Here is a 12811-nt window from a genome sequence, read left to right on the forward strand (position 1 = left end):
CGAGGCCGAGCCGCCCGCGGCGCCCGCGGCGCCGTTCGCATTGCCGGAGCCGCCGCCCGCGCCGGTGCTGGCCGTGATGCCGCCGCCCGTGCCCGCTGCTCCGGCGCCGGCCGTGCCGGCGGCGCCGTTGGCGTTACCGGTGTTGGTGGCGACGTTGCCGATGTTCTGGATGGTGTTGCCGGAGACGCTGCCGCTCAGGTTCGCGGTGGCGTTGGCCGAGGAGGTGTTGAAGCTGTTCGAGAAGGTCGACGTGGCCGTGCCGCCGTTGTTCGCGGCAGTGCCGCCGATGGCGGAGGCCGTCGCGTTGCCGGAACTGTGGTTGCTGTTGTTCGTGCTCGTGCTGGTGCTCGTGTTGGTGCTGTTGTTGCTGCTGTCGTGCGTGCTGTTGTCGCTGTTGTCCGTGTTCGTCGTGGTAACGCTGTGGTCGCTGTTGTCGTGCGTGCTGTTGTCGTGCGTACTGTTGTCGTGTGTGCTGTTGTTGGTGTTCGTGGTCGTCGCGGTGCTGGTGTTGGTGGTGGTGTTCGTGCTGTTGTTGCTGTTGTCGTGCGTACTGTTATTGCTGTTGTCGTGGGTACTGTTGTCCGTCGAACGGGTCGTGGTCTGCGTGGCCGTGCTGCCGCCGCGCGCGAGGTTCGAGTCCTGCGCTTGTGCGCTCAACGAGAAAGCGAGCGAAATAGCAGTCACGAGCAAGGTCTTGTTCATTCGAGTTCCCCTCTGGGTTTGATGGTTGGTGATGGGTCGGCTGTGGCGCCGACATCCATCCCGTTGCACTTTCAGTGCCAGCCATACTGCAGAGTTCGCTAACCCATTGTTTTTGTTGACTTTGTGCGTATCTTCCTACACGTCTGTCAGAGAAAGTCCGGCACGATTTACCGAAAATATCGAAAAAGTGTTTCAGTTACGGTACAACTGTGTATCGCTGGGTACGGCAACGCACAAAAAAAAGTGGACACCTTGTCCACTTGTCCCCCACGCGGCCGGGCGCTCACGCGCGCATGCCGTGCTTGCTCAGCAAGCGGTACATCGTCGTGCGCGAGACGCCCAGGTCGCGCGCGGCCCGGCTCACGTTGTGGCCGCTGCGGTCGAGGCATTCGCGCAGGGCGCGCCGTTCCGAGCGCAGGCGCGTGTCGTCCAGCGCCGCGGGCGTCGGTGCGGCGATCCCGCGCGTCAGCCCCAGGTCTTCCGGCATGATCAGGCGCCCGTCCGACATGACGAGCGCGCGCCGCACCCGGTTGATCAATTCGCGCACATTGCCCGGCCAGTCGTGATCGAGGATCGCCTCGATCGCGCGGTTGGAAAACCCTTTCAGGCGCGGCGATTTTTCGCTCGCGTACACGTGGAAGAAGTGCTCGGCCAACGTGACGAGGTCGTCGCGCCGTTCGCGCAGCGGCGGCACCGTCACGGGCAGCACGGCGAGCCGGTAGTACAGGTCTTCGCGGAACGCGCCGCTCGCCACGGCCTGCTGCAGCTGCACGTGCGACGCGGCGATCACGCGCACGTCGACGCGGATGTTGCGCGTGCTGCCCAGGCGGCAGATCGTCTTCTCCTGCAAAAAGCGCAGCAGGTTCGCCTGCAGGTCCTTGGGCAGGTCGCCGATCTCGTCGAGGAACAGCGTGCCGCCGTCCGCCGATTCGATCAGGCCCGCCTTGCCGCGCGTGGCGCCCGTGAACGCGCCCCGTTCATAGCCGAACAGCTCGGAATGGATCAGGCTGGGCGCGATGGCGCCGCAGTTGATCGGCACGAACGGGCCGGCGGCGCGGTCCGACTGCGCGTGGATCGCCTGGGCCGTCAACTCCTTGCCGCTGCCGCTTTCGCCCCAGATCAGCACGGGCGCAGCGACCTTGGCCACGCGCGCGACCTGCGCCCGCAGGCGCGCGATCGCGTCGCAGGCGCCGATCAGCGGCGACGCCGGATCGTCCCCCGGCGCGTCGGCGTGGTTCGGGCGTCCGCGCAGCACCGCCCAGCCGTGCGCGTGGCCGAGGGTATGGGCCAGCCGCACCGGGTCGACGGGGGCCGTGTGGTAATCGCACAGGTGTTCCACGACGAGGTCGCGGCACGGACCGGATTCGAGGTCGCGCGGGTTGAACACGCCGACCCATTGCATGTGGCTGTGGCGGCGCAGGAAGGTGTCGACATCGGCCGGGCGGTGCTGCTCGCGGTCGTGCACGAGCAGGCCGACCAGGTAGCGGTCGTCGCGCAGTTCGCGCCCGGCGTCGCCGAGGTTGCAGAAACTGCGGATCTCCCAGTCGTGCATCGCCTCGTCCAGCAGGGCACGGGCGCCCTGGTCGTCCGGGGCAATGCACAGCAAGCGTTTTCGGGTCATCCATCCTCCTTCGGGCAGTCGGCCGGTTCACGCAGCGCGGCGGACGAACGGGAGAACCGGCAATCTTTACAAGTGTAACTATCCGCAAGAATTATGCCGCTCAGTAGCCTGTTGGCAATTTCTTACTATCAGTTGAACTTTGATCAACATTATGCCTCGTGCGAAACATTCGTGGCGGACGATACAAACTGGACGGCAGACGCATTCGAAGGGTGCGCACGACCGCGTGCGTGCCCGGCGCGCGTGTCGGCCGCGCGCACCGGCTCATGCAGCGGCCGTCCTATCCGACGCGGCAGTTTGTTACAGTGAGTTACAACTTTGTACTTTTCGGTTACATGTGTCAAGCTTGCCATAACGCCGCGTTGCTTTTTTGCGGCGCACAACAAGGCAGGATTCCACCCGAATACGGATTGGGATGCGTGCCGCCGGAAGGGCGGCAGCGTGAGGAGGATGGCGCGCCCGCTCGGCGGACGCGGCGGACCTTCAGGCGCGCGGCCGCTGGCGGTGGAACACGAGCGGGCTGTACGGAATGGCGGACGGCGGCGGCGAATTCAGGATGCCGGGCTTCATGGCGCCGACCACGTGCATCTCGCACGGCTTGCAATCGAATTTCAGCGTGTAGCGCTCGTCGCCGCTGACGAGGGTCATCGGCTCGGCGCGCACCTGGCCCTGCACGCCCTGTACGCCTTTCGCCTGCTTGGGGCACAGGTTGAACGAGAAGCGCAGGCAGTGCTTGGTGATCATCAGCGGCACTTCTCCCGGTTCCTCGTGCGATTCGTACGCGGCGGCGATCAGCTGCACGCCGTGCTTGTGATAGAACGCGCGCGCCTTTTCGTTGTACACATTGGCCAGGTAGCTCAAATGCGTTTCCGGATACGCGGCCGGCGGCTGCGCCGCTTGCGCGCGTTGCGGGCGCTGCCAGGCGGCCAGGCGCGCCGCTTCCTGGGCGGCGATGGCGTCGCGGCGCAGGCCGTTGATGGCGCTCGCGGGCACGAACCACGGTTGCGACAGCGCGACGTCGATCGCGCCCGCCTCGAACATCGTGTTCCCCAGCTTGCCCACGCTCGCGCGCAGGCCCGCCAGTGCCTGTTCGGCCTGCTGGGCCGGCTGCAGGGCCAGCGCCGCGTCGGTCGTCGTCGCGATGCCGTCCTCGTCCGTGACGGTCAGGCGCAGGCCGCCGGCGACGTCTTCCAGGCGCAGGTCCACGCGCACCTTGCGGTCCGACGATTTTTTCGACAGCGCGGCTTCCCACTGGTGGTCGCGGTTGCGGTGGACGACGGTGCCGACCTTCAGCCCCGGCAGCGTGGCGAGGCCCTCGTTCGGGAACACGCGCCAGCGCTGGCCGTCGCCATCCTCGCCGAGCTTTTGCACGGTATTGGCCTGGATGCCGACGGTGTCGCGCTTGTGCATGTAGTTCAGGCCGTCGCCGTTGGCCATCGCCTCGGTCGTGACGAGATCGAAATTGTCGCCGCCGATGCGCGCGACCGTGCCCAGTTCCACGCCGACGTATTTGGGCGAATCGAAGGCGCCGATGGCCTGCTGGCGGCCCTGGGCGAAATAATCCGTGTGGCCGCGGTGGAAATTCTTGTCGACGTCGGGCGTGAACATGACCTGCGTCCGGCCGCTCGACGCGCGCGCCAGTTCCGGGCGGCGCTCCAGGATCTCGTCCAGCAGCAGGCGGTAATGGGCCGTGATGTTCTTCACATAGCCCATGTCCTTGTAGCGGCCTTCGATCTTGAAGGAACGGATGCCGGCGTCGACGAGCGCTTCCAGGTTGCGGCTCTGGTCGTTGTCCTTCATCGACAGCAGGTGTTTTTCGTAGGCGACGACGCGGCCCTGGCCGTCGGACAGCGTGTACGGCAGGCGGCACGCCTGCGAGCAGTCGCCCCGGTTGGCGCTGCGGCCCGTGTCCGCGTGCGAGATATAGCACTGGCCGGAGAACGCGACGCACAGGGCGCCGTGGATGAAGTATTCGAGCGGCGTGTCGACCTGGGCGCGGATCGCCTTGATCTGCTCGATGGTCAGCTCGCGCGCCAGCACGAGTTGCGAGAACCCGACCTGCGACAGGAATTTCGCCTTTTCGACCGTGCGGATGTCGCACTGGGTGCTGGCGTGCAGCTGGATCGGCGGCAGGTCCAACTCGAACATGGCCATGTCCTGCACGATCAGCGCGTCGACGCCGGCGTCGTACAGTTGATGGATCTGGCTGCGCGCGGTCTCGAGTTCGGCATCGTGCAGGATCGTGTTCATCGTCACGAAAATACGCGCGCGGTAACGGTGCGCGAATTCGACGAGGGCCGCGATGTCTTCCAGCGTATTGCTCGCGTTGTGGCGCGCGCCGAACGCGGGGCCGCCGATGTAGACCGCGTCGGCGCCGTGCAGGATGGCTTCGCGGCCGATCTCGGCGGTTTTGGCGGGGGACAGCAGTTCGAGCTGGTGGGCGAGCAGTGACATGGCGGTTTCCTGGCGAGGCGCGAAAGGCGGAAATTATAGCCAGATCAACGGCTTATGTCACCGTTCCTCGTGCGCGACCCAGGCCGCGCCGTGCAGTGCCGCCTCGACGGCCGCGCGCAGGGCGTCGGGCGCCACCGGCCTGGGCAGGACGGGGATGTCGTCCGGCAATCCCATCGCCCGGATCGTCGTCGGATCGAGGCCGCTGATCACGACGATGGCCATGTCCCGGTATGCCTGGCTCGCGCGCAGCGTGCGGATCATGCGCAGGCCGTCCACGCCCGGCATGCTGAGGTCGCCGACGAGCAGGTTTGGCTGCGTCTCGCCGATGCGGATCAGCGCCTCGAAGCCGTTGCCGGCCCGGACGACGTCCAGCGGCAGATCGCCGCCCGAGAGCGTGGACTCATACAGCGCCAGCATCGCCGCGTCGTCGTCCACGAGCAGCACCTTGTAGCGGGCGGGCGCCGTGCGGTCGAGCATCGCCTGGCGGCGCCGCTCGACGTGGCGCTCGATCGACGCCACGGCGATGCGGCGGTGGCCCCCGGCAGTTTTCCACGCCGACAGCAGGCCGCTTTCCACCCACAATTGCACCGTCCGGTGCGACACGCCGAGCAGGGCTGCCGCCTGGCGGGTGGAGCAATAAGCGGCGGCGTCGAAATCTTGCTCGGGCGAGTTGGGGCTGAGTAGCGAGGTCATGGCTGTCGTATCACGTTATTATCGATTCCGCTGATGCACTCAGGAATCTATCAAATAATCACAACGTGTGACAGCAATATTTACGAGTTCGTCCACCGGGGCGCCCGCCGCAGCCCCGGAATGATGCCGCCAGTCAATGCAGCGGCCGCGCCGGACCGCCCGTGCGCTCGATGCGGATGGCGATCGATTTCGCCGCCGGCACCTTGCTTTCCTTGGCGTAATGCCAAAGCGGAATCAGCGGATTGCACTCCGGATAATAGCCGGCCACGCAGCCCGCCGGCACGCCGTATTCCTTCACGCTCAAACCTTCGACCTTGCGCTCGATGCCGTCGTCGACGGCCGTGCTGGCCGTCACGATGTCGCCGTCCGCGAGGCCCAGGCGGGCCATGTCGGCGCCGGCCATGAGGAGCACCTTGCGGTCGGTCGTGCCGCGGAAGCGGTCTTCCAGGCTGTAGATGGTGGTGTTGAACTGGCCGTCGCTGCGCACCGTGAAGAGGCGCAGGGCGTCGGCCGGCACCGGCATGTCCGGGTCGGTCGACAGGGTGTCCGGCACCGTGAAATTGGCCTTGCCGGTCGGCGTCTTCCATTCCCGCCTGGAGGCGGCCACCGGCTTGCGGAAGCCGCCCGGGGTCCACATACGGTCGTTGAAGTCGTGGAAGATCTTCGGATAGGTGGCGGCAATCGCGTCGCGCACCTTCGCGTAATCGGCCACCCAGCCGTCCCAGTCGACTTTCGGATTCGCATCCAGCGTCGCTTTCGCGATGCCGGCCACGATCGCCGGTTCGGACAGCAGCGTGTCCGCCACCGGCTCCGCGCGCCCGCGCGAGCCGTGCATGCAGCCGGTCGAATCCTCCATCGACACCGACTGCTCGCCGCCCGCCTGGCGGTCGATCTCGATGCGGCCCAGGCAAGGCAGGAGGTACGCCGTCCTGCCGTGCACGAGGTGGCTGCGGTTCAGCTTGGTCGAGATCTGCACGGTCAGCGGCAACGCGCGCCAGGCGGCGTCCATCACGCCGTGCTCCGGCACCGCGCGCACGAGGTTGCCGCCAAGGCTGATCAGGGCCTGTACCTTGCGGTCGCGGATCGCCTCGCAGGCCTCGACCGTGTTCATGCCCTTGTCGCGCGGCGGCTCGAAGCCGTACAGCTCCTGCAGCTTGTCGAGCGGCGCCAGCTCCGGTTTTTCCGTGATGCCGACGGTGCGCTGGCCCTGCACGTTCGAGTGGCCGCGCACGGGGCAGATGCCGGCGCCCGGCTTGCCGATATTCCCCCGCAGCAGCAGGAAATTGACGAGCATCTGCACGTTCTGCACGCCGTTGCGGTGCTGCGTGAGACCCATGCCGTACACGCCGATGACGCTTTTCGCGTGGATGTAGGTGCCTGCCGCCTGTTCGATCTGGGCGCGCGTGAGGCCGGCTTCGCGCTCGATCTCGTCCCAGCCGCAGGCGCGCGCGGCGGCCGCGAATTCGTCGAAGCCGTGGCAGTGCTCGGCGATGAACGCGGCGTCGACCGCGCGCGGACCGCCTTCCGCGACGGCGCGGTCGTCGGCCTCCAGCACGGCCTTGCACAGGCCCATCAGCGCGGCCGTGTCGCCGCCGGCCTTGACCTGGTGGTACTGGGTACTGATCACCGTCTCGTGGCCGGTGAGCATTTCGGTCGGCGATTGCGGGTTGACGAAGCTGACGAGGCCCCGCTCGCGCAGCGGATTGAACGTGACGATGGGCACGCCGCGCTTGCGGGCCTCCTGCAACTGGTGCAGCATGCGCGGGCTGTTCACGCCCACGTTCTGGCCGAAGAAGAAGATGCAATCGGTCTGGTCGAAGTCGTCCAGCACGACGGTCCCGATCGGCACGCCGATGGTCTTGGGCAGCGCGACCGACGTGCTCTCGTGGCACATGTTCGAGCTGTCCGGCAGGTTGTTGTTGCCGTACATGCGCGCCAGCAGCTGGTACATGTACGACGTTTCCAGCGATGCCCGGCCCGAGCTGTAGAACACGACGTTCTTCGGGTCCATCTTGCGCAGCTCGGCACCGATTTCGGCGAATGCCCGGTCCCAGGAGATCTCGACGTAGCGGTCGAGGGCGCCGTCGTAGCGCATGGGCACGGTCAGGCGGCCCGCTTCTTCCAGCTCGTGGTCGTGCCAGCCTTCGAGCTCGCGCAGCGTATGGCGCTTGAAGAAATCAGCGCCGATGTGCTTGCTCGTCACTTCCCACGCCGTCGCCTTGGCGCCGCTCTCGCAGAACTCGGCCGGGTGCGGATGCGCCGGCTTGGCCCAGGAACAGCTGACGCACATGAAGCCGTCCGGCTTGTTCTGGTGCATCAGCAACTGCGCGCCTTCGAACGGGACGCGCTCCCTGAACAGGATCGTGCCGACTTCCTTCAGCGAGCCCCAGCCGCCGGCCGGGACCTTGGGTTCATTGGGTTCGCCCGTCTTGCCGGGCTCCTTGCCGCCTTGCTTGCTCATGTCGGGACTCCGTGTCGGTCAAGAGACATATTGGCTCAATAGTTGTAGCTTGTGCCCAACCTTCGGGCTGTGTCTGTTCGACAGCGCACACGCGATTTCGGCAACGCGTCGTCGTGCGTACGGCCCTGCACAGAGCGCCGCAGGGAACCCGGCCATGATCTGCACATCATCATTCCAACCCAACCGGATCCCGCCATGAACCCGCCGATTCCTTACGAACCCGCCTTCGAGACCCCCGAGGACGACGAAGCGCAGACGGCCTTCGACCTGCAGACGACGATGCGCAGTATCTCCACGAAGACGTACGAGGATTCCGGCCGGGCGCTGCGCAGCGTGCACGCCAAGACGCACGGCCTGCTGCTGGGCGAGCTGACCGTGGAAGCCGGCCTGCCCGAGGCGTACGCGCAGGGCCTGTTCGCCGCGCCCGGCACGTATCCCGTCGTGATGCGCCTGTCGACGACGCCGGGCGACATCCTCGGCGACGACGTGTCCACGCCGCGCGGCATGGCGATCAAGATCGTCGGCGTGCCGGGCGCGCGGGTCGAGGGCAGCGAGAACGACGTCACGCAGGATTTCGTGCTCGTCAACGGCCCCGTGTTCAACGCGCCGACCGCGAAAAGATTCCTCGGCGGCGCCAGGCTGCTGGCCGCGACGACGGACAAGGCGCCGAACCTCAAGCGCCTGTTCTCGGCGGCGGCGCGCGGCACGGAGCACGCGCTGGAAGCCGTCGGCGCGGAAAGCGCAACGATCAAGGCGCTGGGCGGCCACCCGGAAACGCATCCGCTCGGCGACACCTATTACAGCCAGGCGCCGATCCTGTACGGCCGCTACATGGCGAAGGTGCAGGTGGCGCCCGTCGCGCCGGCGTTGACGGCGCTCGCGGGCAGCCCGGTCGACCTGGAGGACAGGCCGGACGGCCTGCGCGACGCCGTCGTGGGCCATTTCGCCGGCCAGGGCGGCGAATGGGAAGTGCGCGTGCAGCTGTGCACCGACCTGGATACGATGCCGATCGAGGACGCGTCCGTCGAATGGCCGCAGGCCGCGAGCCCCTACGTGACGGTGGCGCGCCTGCGCGCGCCGCCGCAGAAGGCGTACGGCGACACGCTGGCGCGCCGCATCGACGAGGGCATGCAGTTCAACCCGTGGCACGCACTGGCCGCGCACCGGCCGCTCGGGTCCATCATGCGCGTGCGCAAGGCCGTGTACGCGATGTCGAAGCGCTTCCGGGCCGAGCGCAACGGCATCGCGATCGCCGAGCCCCGCGACCTCGATGGGCTGCGCGAGGCGGGCGTCTGATATGATCGGCGCTCCCGTGTCGCGCATGGCTTGAACCGATGAATTCGCCCGATTACCCGCTGGAGCCCGCCCTCCCGCCGCCGGCACGCGCCCGCCGCGTGCTGCGCATGCGCGCGGGCGCGTGCGCGGAGGTGGACGACATGCTGGTCGACGAGGTGCCCGTCGCACTCGTCTACAACGGCATTTCACACGCCGTCATGATGGCGACGCCCGCCGACCTGGAAGAATTCGCGCTCGGCTTTTCGCTGTCCGAGGGCATCATCGCGGGGCCGGGCCAGTGCTACGGGATCGAGGTCGAGCCGGACGCCGGCGGCATCGCCGTGCAGATCGAGATCGCCGGCAGTGCCTTCATGGCGCTGAAGGAGCGCCGCCGCAGCCTGGCGGGGCGCACGGGCTGCGGCCTGTGCGGCGTCGACAGCCTGGACCAGGTCTGCCGCGCCTTGCCGGCGCTGCGGCCCGCGCAGGGCTTTAACGCGTCCGGCGTGCGCCGCGCGGTGGCCGCGATCGGCGCGGCGCAGACGCTCACCCGCCAGACCGGCGCCGCCCACGCGGCCGCCTGGTGCGGCATGGACGGCGCGGTGCGCATCGTGCGCGAGGACGTCGGCCGCCACAATGCGCTGGACAAGGTGATCGGCGCACTGGCGCGCGGCCAGGTGCACCCCGGCGACGGCTTCTTCCTGATCACGAGCCGGGTCAGTTTCGAAATGGCGCAGAAGGCGGCCATGGCGGGCGTTTCCGCGCTCGTCGGGATGTCCGCGCCGACGCTGGCGGCCGTCGACCTGGCCGACCGGGCGGGCATGACCTTGCTTGCGTTCGCGCGCGGGCCGGACTTCGTCTGCTATACCCACGCCGACCGGCTCGGGCTCGATCAGGGTCTATCCGACTGAAGGCCGGCGGCATCAATTTTTACGTCATTCCCGCGGAGGCGGGAACCCAAGTTCGAGAGGCCGCCCGCGCGACATCGGGTCCCCGTCAAGGAGGTCGGCTGGCCCCGAATCGATCAGCCCGAACCGATCAGCCCGAGACGAGCGCCAGCAACGCCGCCCGGTCGGCCGCCTGCTGGCGCTGGGCCGTCACGCGGTCCCACAGCAGGAACATCCCGTAGGCCCATTGCGCCACCAGTTCCGCCTCACCGGACGGACGCGCCGGCGCGCCGTGCACCAGCCGCTCGATTTCCGCGCGCGCGAGCGCCGTCACCTGGTCGTAGTTCCAGGCGCCTTTCGGCAGCATCTTCTGGCGCGCGCGGTAGCGGCGGGCCCGCTCCGCGTCGCTGAGCTTGTCGTCTTTCGGCGGACGGCCGCGCTTTTTCGCCTGCGCCGCGTCGAGCGGCAATTCGATCGTGCTGAGGTCTTCCGGTTGCTTCATGGTGCGGTCGGGAGTGGTCATGCCCCTATTATTCGTGACGCATTTCAATAAAGCAATAGACAGCAACCGATAGCAACCGATAGCAAATGCGGGATCGTTGCCGCCCCAGCCGGGAACCCGCCGCGCCGCCTCCTGCCTAACGGTGCGGGAGGAATGCGGGGCCGCGCCGACATGACGTCCGGGCGGCCGGATGCCGGTATGTCGGTTGCCAATGTGCGGCCGTCAAGGAGGTCATATGGCAACGAATCACATCGCAATCGCCTGCCAGGGCGGCGGCAGCCACGCCGCCTACACGGGCGGCGTCCTGCCCGTCCTGCTCGAACAATTCGACAACCTGCCGGCGGCGCATGCCGACGCCGGGGACGGGCCCGAGCGCACGGCGCTGGTCGCCATCAGCGGCACGTCGGGCGGCGCGATCAGCGCGCTGCTCGGCTGGTACGGCTTCATCACGGGCGGCGCAACGGACGCCGGGCGCCGGCTGGACGCCTTTTGGCAGGGCAATTCCGCGCTCGGCGTCGCGGAAGCGCCGGTCAACCGGTTCTGCCGCGGCCTGGCCGATATGGCCGCCATGGGCGGCTGGGACATCAAGTCGAGTCCCTACGTGCTGCCGCTGGCCGGACTGGAACTGCTGAACGCGACGGCCTGGCCGGCGCTCGCGCGCATGCTCGGCCCGGACAATCCGTGGATGCGCCCCGATTTCTTTTCGCTGCCCGCGCTGCTGCAACCCGGCGTGGACTGGCCGCTCGTCGCCTTGCTGGGCGAGTTCGCCAGCATTCCCGTCGAGGCGGAGCGCTGGCTGCGCAGCGACCTGGAAGCGGCCGTGTTCCCGGCCGGCGCGCCCTGCCAGGAGCGCTACCGCGCCGACCGCGGCGCGGTCGAAAGGCGGATCGCGGACAAGCTGGGCGCCGCCGACCGCCTGCGCGCGCGCATGGACCGGATCGGCGTCGGCGAGGGCAGCCTGCTGCACGCCGCGCTCACGGACTGGCATCCGCCGGCCGTCCGCTTCGACGCGGAGGCGCTGGGCGAACTGGCCACCGCCGTGCGGCGCGCGCTGCGGCCGATCCCGCGCCTGCTGCTGGGCGCCGTGGAGCTGCACGAGGGCGAGTTCGTCGCCTTTAGTTCAGAGCGGGCGCCGGGCGACGGCGGGATTTCGATCGATGCCGTGCTCGCGTCCGCCGCCGTGCCCTGGCTGTTCCGCGCCCACGAGATGGCGGGGACCGACGACCTGACCCTGGCGCAGCGGCCGCTGACGTTGTGGGACGGCCTGTTTTCGCAGAACCCGCCGATCCGCAACTTCCTGTCGGGCGTGACGGACGACGCGCGCAAACCGGACGAGATCTGGGTCGTGCAGATCAATCCGACCCAGGCGAAGGCCGAGGCGGACGGGCCGCACGCGCTGCCCCGCATCGCATTCTCCCGCGGCGAGATCTGGGACCTGCGCAATGCGCTGGCCGGCAACCTCGCGCTGAACCAGGAGCTCGGCTTCGTGGACGCCATCAACCGGCGCATGGAGGCCGCGCGCGGCGAGGACGAGGCGCCGGCCAGCGCGGCCGCGCAGCGCCGCGACAAGCTCGTGCAGGTCGACCGCATCGTCATGGACGGCACGGCCGTCGGGGCGGCGGCCGGCGTGCCGCTCGGGGCGAATTCGAAGCTGGACCGCGACCCTGGCCTGCGCGCCGCGCTGTGGGACCATGGCGCGCTGCAGGCGCGCCGCTACCTGGCGCTGCGGGGCCACGTGGACAGGCTGTTCGCCGGCCTGGACGGCACGCTGGCCGGCGCCTGCGCGTGCGCGGCGGGCCTGCCGCCCGACGGCGCTGGCGGCGGCTCCACCGGGACGGTCCGGCCGGACGGCGCGGCGCGCCTCGGCGAACTCGTCGTCTCCGGCGCCACCGTGCACGGCATCGCGCCGGATGTCCCGGACCTGCCGCAGGCGCTGGTGGAATGGCGCTCGGCCCACACGCGCATCAACGGCCGGCCCGTGCGCATCGAAGGCCGGTCCGAGCTCGCGGCCGGGGCCGGTGCGGGCACGGACTGGCGGCTGAAGGACGTGCGGATCACGGCCGTCGTGCCGACGGCGCCGGCGCAACCCGCGCCGACGCCGGCGCGCGTGAAGGCGCGGCGGCAGGCCGGGCAGGGCGTGCCCGCGCGGCCGCAGCCGGACGTGCGCCACTGAGTCCCGCCCGTAGGCATCCCGCGACGACACGGTTAGAATGACAAGC

The 12811-nt window shown here is 68.6% G+C and carries 8 protein-coding genes; 3 read left to right on the forward strand and 5 right to left on the reverse strand.

The window, feature by feature from the left end:
- Nucleotides 1-985: 985 nt before the first annotated feature.
- The 4 genes from ASC93_RS20310 to ASC93_RS20325 all read right to left on the reverse strand — a co-directional run bounded on the left by ASC93_RS20310 (nt 986) and on the right by ASC93_RS20325 (nt 7931).
- On the reverse strand, nt 986-2323 hold the full coding sequence (locus tag ASC93_RS20310; RefSeq protein ID WP_056446607.1) for a sigma-54 dependent transcriptional regulator: 1338 nt from the start codon (nt 2321-2323) through the stop codon (nt 986-988).
- A 483-nt stretch (nt 2324-2806) separates the two neighbouring features.
- A complete protein-coding gene (locus tag ASC93_RS20315) occupies nt 2807-4777 on the reverse strand; it encodes a U32 family peptidase (RefSeq protein WP_056446609.1) in 1971 nt (656 codons plus the stop codon).
- A 57-nt stretch (nt 4778-4834) separates the two neighbouring features.
- The gene (locus ASC93_RS20320) at nt 4835-5470 is read right to left on the reverse strand and encodes a response regulator (protein WP_056446612.1); all 636 of its coding nucleotides are present in this window, start codon (nt 5468-5470) and stop codon (nt 4835-4837) included.
- Between the two features lie 133 nt (nt 5471-5603).
- Nucleotides 5604-7931 carry an FdhF/YdeP family oxidoreductase gene (locus ASC93_RS20325; RefSeq protein ID WP_082548194.1) on the reverse strand — a complete coding sequence of 776 codons (2328 nt, stop codon included), beginning with the start codon at nt 7929-7931 and terminating at the stop codon, nt 5604-5606.
- Nucleotides 7932-8126: 195 nt separating this feature from the next.
- Between ASC93_RS20325 and ASC93_RS20330 the strand changes: the two genes are divergently transcribed.
- Both ASC93_RS20330 and fdhD read left to right on the forward strand, forming a co-directional pair.
- A complete protein-coding gene (locus ASC93_RS20330; protein WP_056446615.1) occupies nt 8127-9227 on the forward strand; it encodes a catalase family protein in 1101 nt (366 codons plus the stop codon).
- Between the two features lie 38 nt (nt 9228-9265).
- The gene (gene fdhD, locus ASC93_RS20335) at nt 9266-10114 is read left to right on the forward strand and encodes a formate dehydrogenase accessory sulfurtransferase FdhD (RefSeq protein WP_056446618.1); all 849 of its coding nucleotides are present in this window, start codon (nt 9266-9268) and stop codon (nt 10112-10114) included.
- Between the two features lie 127 nt (nt 10115-10241).
- Here fdhD and ASC93_RS20340 read toward each other — a convergent pair whose 3' ends face one another.
- On the reverse strand, nt 10242-10613 hold the full coding sequence (locus ASC93_RS20340; protein ID WP_056446622.1) for a hypothetical protein: 372 nt from the start codon (nt 10611-10613) through the stop codon (nt 10242-10244).
- Between the two features lie 214 nt (nt 10614-10827).
- On the opposite strand from ASC93_RS20340, the gene ASC93_RS20345 reads away from it, so the two are divergent.
- Entirely contained in the window at nt 10828-12765 is a 1938-nt protein-coding gene (locus ASC93_RS20345; RefSeq protein WP_056446625.1) for a hypothetical protein, read from the forward strand.
- Nucleotides 12766-12811 lie beyond the last annotated feature (46 nt).

It is taken from the genome of Massilia sp. Root335 (assembly GCF_001425685.1).
Taxonomy (GTDB): Bacteria; Pseudomonadota; Gammaproteobacteria; order Burkholderiales; family Burkholderiaceae_D; genus Telluria; species Telluria luteola.